Below are 13,110 nucleotides of genomic sequence, written 5' to 3'. Positions count from 1 at the left end.
GGTTTAACGCAGGGACTCACCGGTCAGGCGGGTCAGTGCTTCGCGGTACTTGTCGGCGGTTTTTTCGATCACGTCGGCGGGCAGTTGCGGCGCCGGCGCGGTCTTCGGCCACGGCTTGCCATCGATGCGCACGGCTTCGAGCCAATCGCGCACGAACTGTTTGTCGAACGACGGCGGGTTCGTGCCAACCTGGTACGAATCGGCCGGCCAGAAGCGCGACGAATCGGCGGTGAGCGCCTCGTCCATCAGCGTGAGCGTGCCGTTCTCATCCAGACCAAACTCGAACTTGGTGTCGGCGATGATGATGCCGCGCGTGGCGGCAAAGTCGGAGGCTTCCTTGTACAGGCGGATGCTCACGTCGCGGATCTGCGCGGCAAGGTCGGGGCCGATGCGGCGCTCGACTTCATCGAAGGAGATGTTCTCGTCGTGCTCACCCATCTCTGCCTTGGCGGCGGGGGTGAAGATCGGCTCGGGCAGCTTCTGCGCGTTCTGCAGGCCGGGGGCCAGATGCACGCCGCAGACGGCGCCGGTGGCCTGGTAATCCTTCCAGCCGCTGCCAGCCAGGTAGCCACGCACCACGGCTTCCACCAGGATCGGCTTCAGCCGTTTGACCACGATGGCGCGGCCGCGCACCTGGTCGACTTCATTCGGGGCCACCACGGTTTCCGGGGCGATGCCCGTCTCGTGCGTCGGCACGATGTGGCGCAGCTTGTTGAACCAGAAATCCGACATCTGCGCGAGCACACGGCCCTTGTCCGGAATCGGCTGGCCGAGAATCACGTCAAACGCCGAGAGGCGGTCGGTGGTGACCATCAGCAGCTTGTCGTCGCCGACAGCGTAGTTCTCGCGCACCTTGCCACGGCCGAGCAACGGCAGGCTGGTGATCGACGATTCGTAAAGGGCGGAGGATGCAGGGGTGGCGGACACGGCGGAACCCGAGAGGAGATAAGAAAACGTGGAAGGCCAGCATTATACGTGGCCCATGCAATGCAAAACGGCTGGCGCAGTGCCAGCCGTTTGCCAGATGTGACGCGAAATGCTTATTGCACCACTTGCGCCAGATCGCCGCTTTGGTACTTCTGCGCCATCACAGACAGGCCGATCGGCTTGATCTTGCCAGCCTGACCTTCGCAGCCGAACTCGATATAGCGCGCCTTGCAGACTTGCTTGGCGGCTTCCCGGGCGGGCTTGAGCCATTCGCGGGCATCGAACTTGTCCGGGTTTTCGGCCAGGAACTTGCGCACCGCGCCCGTCATTGCCAGGCGGATGTCGGTGTCGATGTTGATCTTGCGCACGCCGTACTTGATGGCTTCCTGGATTTCCTCGACGGGCACGCCGTAGGTTTCCTTCATCTTGCCGCCGTACTGGTTGATGATGGCCAGAAGTTCTTGCGGCACGCTCGACGAGCCGTGCATCACCAGGTGGGTGTTCGGGATGCGGGCGTGGATTTCCTTCACGCGGCTGATGGCGAGGATGTCTCCGGTGGGCTTGCGCGTGAACTTGTAGGCGCCGTGGCTGGTGCCGATGGCGATGGCCAGCGCGTCCAGTTGGGTCGCCTTGACGAACTGGGCAGCCTCTTCGGGGTCGGTCAGCAGGGACGAGTGGTCGAGCTTGCCTTCCGCGCCGTGGCCATCTTCCTCGCCGGCCATACCGGTCTCCAGCGAGCCCAGGCAGCCGAGTTCGCCTTCAACGGTCACACCAACCTTGTGGGCCATCTCGACCACGCGGCGCGTCACGTCGACGTTGTAGTCAAAATCGGCCGGGGTCTTGCCGTCTTCGCGCAGCGAGCCGTCCATCATGACCGAGCCGAAGCCCAGGTCGATGGCGCCCTGGCAGATTGCCGGGCTTTGGCCGTGATCCTGGTGCATGACCAGCGGGATCTCAGGGTAAGCCTCGACGGCGGCCTGGATCAGGTGCTTGATGAACGATTCGCCGGCGTATTTGCGGGCGCCTGCGCTGGCCTGCAGGATGACCGGTGCGCCGGCTTCCTTGGCAGCTTCCATCACAGCCTGGACTTGCTCCAGGTTGTTCACGTTGAATGCCGGCAGGCCGTAGCCGTTTTCAGCGGCGTGGTCCAGCAGTTGGCGCATCGAGACGAGTGGCATGGTTTTCTCCTATGGATCGATCTGTATTCGGTCTCAGGAACCCCGTGGGCGTCTGGAAGACGTAGCAAACGGCGTTCCGTCGTGGGCGTCAGTGCATGCCGACGCGAACAATCTTGAGCGTGTTGGTGCCGCCGGCCTGTCCCATCGGCTCGCCGACGGTTAGGACGATGAAGTCGCCACGCTGCACGACGCCGCGCGCGACCAGCAGTTCTTCGGCCTGATGCAACGCTTCGTCGCGGTCGGCGCTGTTGGCCAGCGGCAGCGACTGCACGTTGCGGTACAGGGCCATCTTGCGCTGCGAGGCCACGTTGGGCGTCATCGCATAAATGGGGATGTTGATGCCGTGGCGGCTCATCCACAGCGCCGTGGCGCCGGAATCGGTGAGCGCGGCAATCGCCTTGACCTGCAGATGGTGCGCCGTGAACAGCGCCCCCATGGCAATCGACTGGTCAATGCGGCTGAAAGTCTGGTCGAGGAAGTCGGTGTCCAGGTGCACGGATTGCGACTTCTCGGCTTCCAAGCAGATGGCAGCCATGGCCTCGATGGTCTCGACCGGATAGCGGCCGGCGGCGGTTTCCGCCGACAGCATCACCGCATCGGTGCCGTCGAGCACGGCGTTGGCGACGTCCGACACCTCGGCGCGCGTCGGCACCGGGTTGACGATCATCGATTCCATCATCTGCGTGGCGGTGATGGCCAGCTTGTTGTTTTCGCGGGCCAGCTTGATCATGCGCTTCTGCAGCGCCGGCACGGCCGCGTTGCCCACTTCCACCGCCAGGTCGCCACGCGCGACCATGATGCCGTCGGAAGCGGCCAGGATCTCTTCGAGCACGCCCGGGCGGATGGCCTCGGCGCGTTCGATCTTGGCGATCATGCGCGTCTTGTGATTGTGCGGCGCGCCCGCCACGGCGGCCAATTGGCGCGCCATTTCCATGTCGGTCGCGTTTTTGGGGAAGCTGACCGCGACGTAATCGGCGCCCAGCGCCATCGCGGTCTTGATGTCTTCCATATCCTTGGCGGTCAGCGCCGGCGCCGACAGCCCGCCGCCCTGGCGGTTGATGCCCTTGTTGTTGGACAGATCGCCGCCAATCTTGACGACGGTCTCGATCTCTTCACCCACCACGCGCTCGACCTGCAGCACGATCAGCCCATCGTTGAGCAGCAGCAGATCGCCGGGGCCAACATCGCGCGGCAATTCCTTGTAGTCGAGGCCGACGCGCTCCTGGTTGCCCAGTTCGCAGCGGGCGTCGAGCGTAAAGCGATCACCGGGTTCGAGCGTGATCTTGCCGCTCTCGAACTTGCCGACGCGGATCTTCGGACCCTGCAGGTCAGCCATGATGGCCACCTCGCGGCCCACCGAACGCGCCACTTCACGCACGAGCTGCGCACGATCGATGTGATCTTGCGCCGCGCCGTGCGAGAAGTTCAGCCGCACCACGTCCACCCCCGCGGCGATCATGCGGGTCAGGACTTCCTGCGTGCTGGACGCGGGGCCGAGCGTTGCGACGATCTTGGTAGCGCGGGTCATGGGCGGCGGTGTCTCGTTGTTGTGGGGGGATGTTCGCAGCGCTTGCGCTCAGGCCGCGGTGGCCTGGTTCTGCGCGCGTTGTTCCAGGATTTCGACGGCCGGCAGCGTCTTGCCTTCCAGGAATTCGAGGAACGCACCGCCGCCGGTGGAGATATAGCCCACCTTGTCGGCAATGTTGTACTTGGCGATAGCAGCCAGCGTGTCGCCGCCGCCCGCAATCGAGAAACCCGACGAGGCAGCAATCGCCTCGGCCAGCACCTTGGTGCCATTGCCGAACTGGTCGAACTCGAACACGCCCACCGGGCCGTTCCAGACGATGGTGCCGGCTGTCTTCAGTTGTTCGGCCAGTTGGGCAGCCGTCTTGGGGCCGATGTCGAGGATCATGTCGTCGTCCGCCACATCCGCCACATCCTTGACGGTGGCGGCCGCGGTGGCGCTGAATTCCTTGGCGCACACCACATCGACGGGAATGGGCACCGACGCGCCACGTGCTGCCAGCATCTCAATGATGGCCTTGGCATCGCCTACCAGATCAGCTTCTGCCAGCGATTTGCCGATCTTCAGGCCGGCGGCCAGCATGAACGTGTTGGCAATGCCGCCGCCGACGATCAGGTTGTCCACCTTGTCAGCCAGCGACTTCAGGATGGTCAGCTTGGTCGAAACCTTCGAGCCGGCCACGATGGCCACCAGCGGGCGTGCGGGCTGACCCAGCGCCTTGCCCAGCGCATCCAGCTCGGCGGCCAGCAGCGGGCCGGCGCAGGCGACGGGCGCAAATTTGGCGATACCGTGGGTGGTGGCTTCCGCGCGGTGGGCGGTGCCGAAGGCGTCGTTGACGTAGACATCGCACAGCTTGGCCATCTTCTGGGCTAGTTCGTCGCTGTTCTTCTTCTCGCCCTTGTTCACGCGGCAGTTTTCCAGCAGCACGACCTGGCCGGGCGCGACATCCACGCCGTCAACCCAGTTCTGGACGAGTTTCACGTCACGGCCCAGCAGCTCGGACAGGCGCTTGGCAACCGGCGCCAGCGAGTCTTCGGGCTTGAATTCACCCTCGGTCGGGCGGCCCAGGTGCGAAGTGACCATGACGGCGGCACCCGCGTCCAGCGCAGCTTTGACGGCCGGCACGGATGCGCGGATGCGCGTGTCTTCGGTGATGTTGCCGGCATCGTCTTGCGGCACGTTGAGGTCGGCGCGGATGAACACGCGCTTACCGGCAAGCTTTCCTTCGGAGATGAGATCGGACAGACGCAGGACGTGGGGCATGGCAGCTACGGAAGAAATCGCGGAAAACAACGATTTTACCCGATGCGACTGGTCAAAACGTGCGTTTCTCGGCCGAAGCTTCCGGGCTCGACCGTCTTGCCGAGGCCGATTGGCGGGGACTATGCAGGCAGCGGCGTGCGACGGCGCAGCCGCATCCAGCCTTCGGCCGAATACACGGCCAGACCTGCCCAAATCAGCACATAGCCCGCCACCTTGGGGCCCGCAAACGGCTCGTTGTAGAGCCAAACGCCCAGCAGCAGCTGCAGCGTCGGGCTCACGTATTGCAACAAACCCAACAGCGACAGCGGAATACGCCGGGCGCCAGCGCCAAACAGCAGCAGCGGCAGCGCCGTCAGCGGGCCGGCCAGCGCCAGCAGCAACTGCGTGCCGGGCGACGCGGCCAGGAAGGCATTCTGATGCTGCGAAGCCAGCCAGCCGAGGTAGGCCAGCGCAAGCGGAAACAGCAGTAGCGTCTCCAGCGTCAGCCCTTCCAGCGCGCCCAGCGGCGAAGTCTTGCGCAGCAAGCCGTAGAACCCGAACGAGAACGCCAGCGCCAGCGCAATCCACGGCAGCGTGCCGGCCTGCCAGGTCAGCCACGCCACGCCGGCTGCGGCCAGCGCTACCGACACCCACTGCACCGGCCGCAGCCGCTCGCCGAGCACCAGCAGCGCCAGCATCACCACCACCAGCGGGTTGATGAAGTAACCCAAGCTGGCGTCGATCACGTGGTCGTGGTTGACGGCCCAGATATAGGTCAGCCAGTTGGCGGCCAACAGGCTGGTGCTGGCCGCGTAGCGCCCCACCACACGCGGCTGCGTGCGCAGCGCCCAAAGCCACGCCCAGTGCCGCTTCACGAGCAGAATCACGACCATCACCGCCAACGACCAGATCACCCGGTGCGAAAGAATCTCCACCGGCGACACCGCCTTGAGCAGCTTGAAATACAGCGGAAACAGGCCCCACATCGTGTAGGCCAGAAACGCGAAGATCGCGCCGTTGCGATTGGAGCCCGGCATGTTCATCCCCAGAGACGCAGCACGGTAAAGACGCCCATGCCGACGAAGATCATGCCGAGCATGCGCCGCGTCGCTACATAGAACGCGGTGGCGGCAACGCCGGCCATCAGGCGCGGGTTGGTCCAGCTCGCGTCGAAGTGCCCCTGATTCCAGAGCAGGTCGGGCAAGACGATGGCGACGAGCGCGGCAGCGGGCGCAAAGCGTAGCGCGTGCTGCACGCGGGTGGGCAGGGTCATGCGGTTGCCCACGATCAGGAACAGCGAACGCGTGACGATCGTCACCACGGTCATCCCGGCAATCACCAGCCAGATTTCGAGTGCGCTCATGCGTCGTCCTCTTCGGCTGCAACACGCGCGGCGCGGCGGCGTTGCCACTGCAGGCGCGCGGCGGCTTCGTCGGCGGCGAGGCCGGCAGCCATCGCGCCAGTGACGGCAATCACCAGGCTCAATCGATACGGCAGCTTGAAGGCAACCAGCGCCAGCACCGCCGCCACAGCCACCGCCATGAGGGTGGCACGGCTACGAATGGTCGACACCATGACAGGAATCAGCGCGAGCGTCCCGGCCAGCGCCAGGCCCCACGCGTCAGGAAACAGGCTCGCCGCGACGATGCCCACGATGGACGACACCTGCCAGCCAACGAAGCTCAGCAGGACCATGCCCCAGTAATAGCCCTCTTTGCCCGCCTGCGGCGCGGCTGAAGGGTACTGCTGAGTGAACAGCACGAACGGCAGATCGCCGTTGAACACACCCAGAACCACGCGCCGCATGAACGGCAGATGCCCGAAATGCTGCATCAGCCCGGCGCTAAAGATGATGAAGCGCACATTCACGATGAACGCCGTCAGCAGCGCCGTCCAGATCGGCAACCCCGCCGCCAGCAACGGCAGCACCGCCAACTGCGACGACCCGGCATATACGAAGATCGTCATGCCGATGGCTTGCGGGATGGTCAGCACCGATTTGCTCATCGCCACGCCCGTCACCAGCCCCCAGGCGAGCACCGGCGGCATCGACGGCATGTAGGCGCGCACGCCAGCAAAGAAGCCCGCACGTTCGGCTGGATCGATTGCTTCCCAGCGGCGCTGCAACGCAGCCGCCCAGCGAACTAGCGCCATGGCGTCCCCAAAAGTGGCGAATCAGACTCTTTTTGATCAACCGGACAGGGGCAGCCGGCAGCGCGTACGCGCAGAAACGTCGGGGGCGACATGGGTGGCTCGTAGGAAACACGCGATTATACTTTTGATGTTAAGCATCCGCTTAACGGGGATGCGCGTGCGCCCTGCCCTACGAAACGATTCATGCCGGGCGCCACGCACTGCAACAATCTGCGTTGGCGCGCCTGCGCCCACCCCTTACAATTTCGTTTTTGTCGGTTTTTGAACCTGCAGCCTATATCACGGTGTGGCTGACCTGCTCAGACCGCGCCGGCACTCCTCACTCACCATGACCACGCAAACCGCACCCACGATCGAAATCGGCGCAGACGACCTGCCGCTGCATTGCCCGACCGCCAAAACGCCGGCCTGGAACTACCATCCGCGCGTGTTCCTCGACATCGCCGACACCGGCGAGGCCAAGTGCCCGTACTGCGGCACCGTCTACAAGCTGGCCCCCGGCGTTGAACTGAAGGGCCACCATTGAGCCCGATTCACCTGCAGTACACCGGTCGCAGCGCTCACCAGGCGATTCGATGATGCGCAAGATTCTCGTCGTCGCCCCCAACTGGATCGGTGATGCGCTGATGGCGCAGCCGCTGTTCGCGCAGATCAAGGCGCGGCACCCGCGCGCGCAGATCCACGCCATCGCCCCAAAATGGGTTGCGCCCGTGCTCGCGCGCATGCCCGAGATCGCGCGCGTGCTGCCGACCGAACTCGCCCACGGCAAGCTGCAGCTCGGCAGCCGCACGATGTTCGCGCAGCAGCTCAAAGGCGAAACCTTTGACGCAGCGTACGTGCTGCCGAACTCGTTCAAGAGCGCGCTGATCCCGTGGCTGGCCGGCATTCCGCTGCGCATCGGCTACAAGGGCGAGTCGCGCCTGGGCGTGCTGAACGTGCGCTACCCGAATCCGCCCAAGAACGCGCGTCCGCCGATGGTGCAGCACTACGCGGCGCTGGCTTTCAAGCCCCACGCCAAGTTGCCCGACACCCTGCCCGACCCCAAGCTCGACGTTGATGTGCAGCGGGTTGCCGCCACCTCGGCCAAGTTCGGCATTCCGGGCAACGCGCGGCTGATTGCCTTCTGCCCGGGCGCGGAATACGGCCCCGCCAAGCGCTGGCCTGCCGAACACTTTGCAGAGCTTGCGCAGATGCTGCGCCGCTCGTTCCCGTATGCGCAGATCGTCGCGCTCGGTTCGGGCAAGGACCGCGAGATGGCCAACGCCATCGTCGAGCGCGCGCCGTTCGTGCGCAATCTGTGCGGCGAGACCTCGTTGGACGAAGCCATCGAGCTGCTTGCCCGCGCCGAAGCCGCCATCTGCAACGACTCCGGTTTGATGCATGTGACGGCCGCGCTGGGGCGCCCTCAGGTGGCCGTCTTCGGCTCCAGCGACCCGCGCCACACGCCGCCGCTGTCGCCCGCTGCGAGTATCATGTGGCTCCATCTGGAGTGCAGCCCGTGCTTTGCACGCGAATGCCCGCTGGGCCACTTGCGCTGCCTGCGCGACATCGGCCCCGAGATGGTGTTTCATGAATTGCGCCGGCTGCTGCAGCCGCAGTAATACGCTCTCCTTAACGTTCACCGCCATGCCACGATTTGCCCGCCTGTTCGAAGCCGCCGAGGACATCCTCGAAGCCTATCGCGATGCGCTCAAGCGCCGCGATGCCGATGGCGCGCTCAAGCTGTGGCTCGATGAGGACTCGGTGAGCTTCATCCTGCCCGACGGCCAGCGCCTGAACGGCCACGAGCAACTGCGCGGCTGCCTTGATGCGCTGGTCGAGAAGAACCCGGTCTGGATCGAATGCCTCTCGCAGCAGGTGCACTCGTCGCTCGGCGTATCGATCTTCGAAGCCACGGAAGCGCTGCGCTTCTCGGCCACCGCCACCGAGGCCGACCTGTACGTGCACACGACCTACGTGCTGATGCAGAACCACGAAGGCTGGCGCATCGCCCACGTGCATTCCAGCCAGGCCGCCGAAGAACGCGTGGCCGCCTCCATCGCCAGCGTTACGCACTCTCTGCACTAAGCTGCCGCGCTTGGCGTGGCTGCCGTCTCTCTCGATGACTCACCCGTCTCGCCACGCCACTCCCCTTGAACTGAATCTGGGCGCCCTGCTTACTGGGCCGTTCGAGCCGCACGCGTTCCGCTCGCCGTGGTGGCTGATCGGCGGCAACGCGCAGACGATCGTGCCCGCGCGCCTGTGGCGCTTTCCGCGCATTGCGTATCGGCGCGAACGCTGTGACACACCCGACCACGATTTCATCGACCTCGACTGGACCACGCATGAAACGGATGCGAACGCGCCGCTCGTCGTCATGTTTCATGGCCTGGAGGGCGATTCGCGCAGCCATTACGCGCGGCTGCTGATGGACGCGCTGCGCGCGCGCCGCTGGCTTGGGGTCATTCCGCACTTTCGCGGATGCTCGGGCGAGATGAACCTCGCGCCGCGCATGTACCACTGTGGAGACGGCGCCGAGATCGCGTGGATCCTAGAACGCCTTTATCGGACGGTTTGCCAGCCGCAGGGCCGCAAGCTGCTGGTCGTCGGCATCTCGCTGGGCGGCAATGCTCTGCTGCGCTACCTGGGCGAACACGGCACCGATGCGCGCTACGTGAGCGCGGCTGCGACGGTGTCTGCACCGCTGGACATGCGAGCGGGCGGCGCAGCGTTGTCCAGAGGCTTCAACATGGTCTACACGCGCATGTTCCTGCGCACGCTCAAGGACAAGGCCAATGCCAAGCTCGACCAGCACCCAGGCCTGTACGACCGCGCCGCCATGATGGCCACGCGCACGCTGGGGCAATTCGACAACCTTGTCACCGCACCGCTGCACGGTTTTCGTGACGTGCTCGACTACTGGACACGCGCTTCGTCCAAACCCGTGCTGCGCGAGGTGCGCGTGCCCGCGCTGGTGCTGAACGCGCGCAACGATCCGTTCTTGCCCGGACAGCACCTGCCTGGCGCGGCCGAGGTATCACCCGACATCACGCTGGACCAGCCGCTGCACGGCGGCCATGTCGGCTTCCTGGTACGCCATGGCAAGACAGGCCGCGTCGACTGGATGCCCGCCCGCGTCCTGCGCTTTTTCGATGACGTGTTGGGCCGCCAAACCAACGCGGAAGACGCCCATGGATGACATCGTCCGCCAAGCCATGGCCAAGTGGCCGAACGTGCCGAATTGCTTTGGCTGGCTGGCGCTGGATCGGCGGGGCCAATGGCGCATGCGCAACGAATATGCGCAGGCCAACAAGCTATCCGGTGAGCCGATCCGCCACGCCGCGCTCGTCGATTTCATCGTGCGCAACTACGCGCATGACGATGTCGGGCGCTGGTTCTTTCAGAATGGGCCGCAGCGGGTGTTTGTCGAACTCGATTACACGCCGTGGGTGGTGCGGCTGTCAGCCGACGGCGCGCCCCCAGCGTTCACGACAACCACCGGCGCTGCGTTCTCGCCAAGCGGCTGTTTTGTCGATGAACAAGGCAGCGTGCTGCTCTCGGGCCGCGTGGGCGGATGCGAAGCAGAAGAGACCATTGCCCTGCTGCACGATCACGATCTCGAGCCGTTCTCCTCGTTGGCCCAATGGCACGGAGAAGCATGCGGAGCCGCGCTGGGTACGCTGACCCTGGGTGATCGGACATTCGACATTGAGCCGATTGCGCGCGCCGAAGTCGCAAAGCGCTATGGTTTCGTAACTCGGCCGGCGGAATAGCGTCCCCCGACCTACCCGCCCTACTTCGGCAACGCCTTGTCTTCCGCCTTCTCTTCCCGGTATTGGCGCTCCATCTGATGCAAGCGCGCATCCACTTCGGATAGCGTGTAGAAATCCGCATCTCCCGCATCGCGGGCGAGCTTCAATTGCTCCACTGCCGACCCCCACGCCCCATCCCGCGCGTATTTCTCTGCCAGCGCGCGGTGCTGCTCAACGCGCTTGCCCTTGTCGGCATAGGCACGAGCGAGCATGTCCCACCAGATTGGCTGGGCGGTGTCTTCGCGGGTCTTGTCTTTCAGATACGGAATCGCGTCATCGGCCCGGCCGGCCGTCAGCAGCGTTTGCGCATAGGTGATCCCGACCGCGCGTGACAGCGGGTACGCAGTGAGCGCCGCGCGCGCCAATGTCAGCGCCTCGGAGGTACGGTCGCGAGCGCGTGCCAGTTCGATGGCCGTTACGTCCAGCTCGACGCTGCCAGATGTGATGCCGGGAATGTTGCCGTACAGGCGTCGCGCCTCCTGCAGCGCCTGCTCAGCGTCATCCAGCCGCCCGGCCATCTGGTTGGCAACGGCCACGCCGTACCAGAGCGCCGCGCGCTTCTCGACAGGCGCATCTGGCGCCGACGACAACTGCGAGCGCATCGCATTTCGCACATCGATATAGGCGCTTGTTGACGTTTCCTGCAGCACGCGCGCACGCGCCTTCGCAAAACCAAATTCTGGCCGACGCGGCTGGCGCGGATGCGGCAAGCCTCGTGCGCGGTCTTCCATGTCGGCGATACGTTCGCCGGTCAGCGGGTGGGTGCGCGCATAACCGGGAATCACGCCTGTGTCGGCAATGTTCGTTACGCGCTGTAGACGACGGAAGAAGTCCGGCATGCCGTCCGGGTTGTAGCCAGCGCCGGTGAGCAGCGTGAAACCGACGCGGTCCGCCTCGCGCTCCGCGCCGCGCGAGAAAGCGAGCTGGTTCGACACTGCCGCCGCCTGCCCACCCATCGCCAGCGCCTGCGCGGCGTCACCGCTCTTGGTGGCTGCCAGACCGGCCAGCAGAATCGACGCCAATGCAATCCACATCGACTCGCCGGATTTATCGATGCCGCGCGCAATATGCCGCTGCAGCACGTGCCCGATTTCGTGGCCGAGGACCGAGGCCAGCTCCGACTCACTCTCGGTCGCGACCAACGTACCCGTGTTCACGCCGATGTAGCCGCCCGGCAGCGCAAACGCGTTGATGCCCGGATCGCGTACGGCGAACAGCTCAAAACTCGACGCCGACGTGCTGCCCGCCACGTGCTGACGGCGCGCCGCTTCGATCAGCTTGTAGCCAATGGTGTTGAGGTAATCGGTGATCAGCGGATCGGGCACGAAGTCCGGATCGCGGCGTATCTGGCGCATCACACGGTCGCCCAGACGGCGCTCCATCTCGGGCGACAACGACGCCGTCGACGGATCGCCCATATCGGGCAACTCGTACGTCGGCGCGTCAATAACGGTCGGCTCCTTCGGCAAATACGGCGACTGCCGGCCGATTTGCACGCTGCGGTTCAGGTTGCTCTGCACCTGATCTGCCGCCGCGGCAGAGCCCAACCCCGGATTGACCGAAGCTGCCGGCGCGGACGCCACCGCCTGCGCCAGCACGGGCAGCGGCAGGGGCGCCAGCCACGTCGTCAACAACACAGCAGCCGTCAGCTTGCGGACGCGCGGCCGAAAAAGTGAAAGCGTCATACGGAAAGCACGGAGAGCGGAATCAGCGCGGCCACATAGCCGCAAGCCGGGTGCTTGCTATCATAAAACGCTTCGCACCCTGCCCCGCAAAACGCGCTGTCACTTATGTCGCAACTGACCCACTTCGATTCCGCCGGACAAGCCCATATGGTCGACGTCGGCAACAAGGCCGTCACGCACCGGGTGGCCGTGGCCACTGGCACGATCCGGATGCTGCCCGAGACGTTTGCGCTGGTGCGCGATGGCAACGCCAAGAAGGGCGACGTGCTCGGTATTGCGCGCGTTGCGGCCATCCAAGGCTCCAAGCGGACGTCGGATTTGATTCCGTTGTGTCATCCGTTGGCGTTGACGAAGGTGGCGGTGGAGTTTGTGCTGGATGAGGCTTCACACACCGTCCGCTGTACGGTTCGTGCCGAGACGCGGGGGCAGACTGGGGTTGAAATGGAGGCGCTGACTGCGGTGCAGGTGGGGCTGCTCACGATCTACGACATGTGTAAGGCCGTGGATCGGGGGATGGTGATTGGGGATGTGCAGCTATTGGAAAAGCATGGGGGGAAATCGGGGGATTGGGTGGCGGCGTAACTTGCTGCCTGAATAGCAAAAGAGCG

At 64.9% G+C, this 13,110-nt stretch carries 14 protein-coding genes; 6 read left to right on the top strand and 8 right to left on the bottom strand.

Translation table 11 applies throughout. The features are described 5' to 3' along the window. Window positions 1-3: 3 nt before the first annotated feature. The 7 genes from NKG59_RS08755 to NKG59_RS08725 form a co-directional block, all read right to left on the bottom strand. Complete coding sequence (locus tag NKG59_RS08755) at window positions 4-927, bottom strand: phosphoribosylaminoimidazolesuccinocarboxamide synthase (RefSeq protein WP_004636116.1); 924 nt, start codon at window positions 925-927, stop codon at window positions 4-6. 113 nt (window positions 928-1,040) lie between these two features. After that, entirely contained in the window at window positions 1,041-2,105 is a 1,065-nt protein-coding gene (gene fba / locus NKG59_RS08750) for a class II fructose-bisphosphate aldolase (RefSeq protein ID WP_024976542.1), read from the bottom strand. An 88-nt stretch (window positions 2,106-2,193) separates the two neighbouring features. After that, window positions 2,194-3,633: a pyruvate kinase gene (pyk, locus tag NKG59_RS08745; protein ID WP_253536397.1), complete on the bottom strand. Its 1,440-nt coding sequence runs from the start codon at window positions 3,631-3,633 to the stop codon at window positions 2,194-2,196. A 48-nt stretch (window positions 3,634-3,681) separates the two neighbouring features. Beyond that, window positions 3,682-4,893, bottom strand: coding sequence for a phosphoglycerate kinase (locus tag NKG59_RS08740; protein ID WP_253536396.1), 1,212 nt, complete (start codon window positions 4,891-4,893; stop codon window positions 3,682-3,684). A gap of 119 nt (window positions 4,894-5,012) precedes the next feature. Continuing rightward, window positions 5,013-5,909: an EamA family transporter RarD gene (gene rarD, locus NKG59_RS08735; protein WP_045203825.1), complete on the bottom strand. Its 897-nt coding sequence runs from the start codon at window positions 5,907-5,909 to the stop codon at window positions 5,013-5,015. Window positions 5,910-5,911: 2 nt separating this feature from the next. Further along, window positions 5,912-6,235, bottom strand: coding sequence for an AzlD domain-containing protein (locus tag NKG59_RS08730; RefSeq protein ID WP_024976546.1), 324 nt, complete (start codon window positions 6,233-6,235; stop codon window positions 5,912-5,914). Then, entirely contained in the window at window positions 6,232-7,026 is a 795-nt protein-coding gene (locus tag NKG59_RS08725) for an AzlC family ABC transporter permease (protein WP_253536395.1), read from the bottom strand. Before NKG59_RS08725 ends, NKG59_RS08730 begins: the two co-directional genes overlap by 4 nt. 328 nt (window positions 7,027-7,354) lie before the next feature. Here NKG59_RS08725 and NKG59_RS08720 point away from each other — a divergent pair, with 328 nt between their 5' ends. From NKG59_RS08720 to NKG59_RS08700, 5 genes are read left to right on the top strand one after another with little or no spacing between them, the layout of a single operon-like run. Then, entirely contained in the window at window positions 7,355-7,552 is a 198-nt protein-coding gene (locus NKG59_RS08720) for a zinc-finger domain-containing protein (RefSeq protein WP_004636130.1), read from the top strand. 49 nt (window positions 7,553-7,601) lie between these two features. Next, the gene (gene waaF, locus NKG59_RS08715) at window positions 7,602-8,627 is read left to right on the top strand and encodes a lipopolysaccharide heptosyltransferase II (RefSeq protein WP_253536394.1); all 1,026 of its coding nucleotides are present in this window, start codon (window positions 7,602-7,604) and stop codon (window positions 8,625-8,627) included. A 25-nt stretch (window positions 8,628-8,652) separates the two neighbouring features. Continuing rightward, window positions 8,653-9,093 (top strand): YybH family protein, encoded by a 441-nt coding sequence (locus tag NKG59_RS08710; RefSeq protein WP_024976550.1) that lies wholly within the window; start codon window positions 8,653-8,655, stop codon window positions 9,091-9,093. Between the two features lie 34 nt (window positions 9,094-9,127). Next, window positions 9,128-10,204 (top strand): YheT family hydrolase, encoded by a 1,077-nt coding sequence (locus NKG59_RS08705; protein WP_253536393.1) that lies wholly within the window; start codon window positions 9,128-9,130, stop codon window positions 10,202-10,204. After that, window positions 10,197-10,778, top strand: a complete 582-nt coding sequence (locus tag NKG59_RS08700) for a DUF2946 family protein (protein ID WP_253536392.1) — start codon at window positions 10,197-10,199, stop codon at window positions 10,776-10,778. The genes NKG59_RS08705 and NKG59_RS08700 overlap by 8 nt, the downstream gene beginning before the upstream one ends. 20 nt (window positions 10,779-10,798) lie before the next feature. Here the strand turns inward: NKG59_RS08700 and NKG59_RS08695 are convergent, their stop codons facing one another. Continuing rightward, on the bottom strand, window positions 10,799-12,502 hold the full coding sequence (locus tag NKG59_RS08695; protein ID WP_253536391.1) for a beta-barrel assembly-enhancing protease: 1,704 nt from the start codon (window positions 12,500-12,502) through the stop codon (window positions 10,799-10,801). 105 nt (window positions 12,503-12,607) lie between these two features. Between NKG59_RS08695 and moaC the strand changes: the two genes are divergently transcribed. After that, the gene (gene moaC, locus NKG59_RS08690; protein WP_253536390.1) at window positions 12,608-13,084 is read left to right on the top strand and encodes a cyclic pyranopterin monophosphate synthase MoaC; all 477 of its coding nucleotides are present in this window, start codon (window positions 12,608-12,610) and stop codon (window positions 13,082-13,084) included. Window positions 13,085-13,110 lie beyond the last annotated feature (26 nt).

The sequence above is a fragment of the Ralstonia chuxiongensis genome (assembly GCF_024158925.1).
In the GTDB taxonomy this organism is placed as follows: Bacteria; Pseudomonadota; Gammaproteobacteria; order Burkholderiales; family Burkholderiaceae; genus Ralstonia; species Ralstonia chuxiongensis.
This window is presented reverse-complemented; position numbering and strand designations above follow the sequence as displayed.

Excerpts from the sequence above, each read along its gene's own strand:
- NKG59_RS08705 (WP_253536393.1), top strand. The coding sequence starts at position 9,128 with ATGACTCACCCGTCTCGCCACGCCACTCCCCTTGAACTGAATCTGGGC.
- moaC (WP_253536390.1), top strand. The coding sequence starts at position 12,608 with ATGTCGCAACTGACCCACTTCGATTCCGCCGGACAAGCCCATATGGTC.
- fba (WP_024976542.1), bottom strand. The coding sequence starts at position 2,105 with ATGCCACTCGTCTCGATGCGCCAACTGCTGGACCACGCCGCTGAAAAC.
- NKG59_RS08720 (WP_004636130.1), top strand. The coding sequence starts at position 7,355 with ATGACCACGCAAACCGCACCCACGATCGAAATCGGCGCAGACGACCTG.
- pyk (WP_253536397.1), bottom strand. The coding sequence starts at position 3,633 with ATGACCCGCGCTACCAAGATCGTCGCAACGCTCGGCCCCGCGTCCAGC.
- rarD (WP_045203825.1), bottom strand. The coding sequence starts at position 5,909 with ATGCCGGGCTCCAATCGCAACGGCGCGATCTTCGCGTTTCTGGCCTAC.
- NKG59_RS08700 (WP_253536392.1), top strand. The coding sequence starts at position 10,197 with ATGGATGACATCGTCCGCCAAGCCATGGCCAAGTGGCCGAACGTGCCG.
- NKG59_RS08740 (WP_253536396.1), bottom strand. The coding sequence starts at position 4,893 with ATGCCCCACGTCCTGCGTCTGTCCGATCTCATCTCCGAAGGAAAGCTT.
- waaF (WP_253536394.1), top strand. The coding sequence starts at position 7,602 with ATGATGCGCAAGATTCTCGTCGTCGCCCCCAACTGGATCGGTGATGCG.
- NKG59_RS08710 (WP_024976550.1), top strand. The coding sequence starts at position 8,653 with ATGCCACGATTTGCCCGCCTGTTCGAAGCCGCCGAGGACATCCTCGAA.
- NKG59_RS08730 (WP_024976546.1), bottom strand. The coding sequence starts at position 6,235 with ATGAGCGCACTCGAAATCTGGCTGGTGATTGCCGGGATGACCGTGGTG.
- NKG59_RS08725 (WP_253536395.1), bottom strand. The coding sequence starts at position 7,026 with ATGGCGCTAGTTCGCTGGGCGGCTGCGTTGCAGCGCCGCTGGGAAGCA.
- NKG59_RS08695 (WP_253536391.1), bottom strand. The coding sequence starts at position 12,502 with ATGACGCTTTCACTTTTTCGGCCGCGCGTCCGCAAGCTGACGGCTGCT.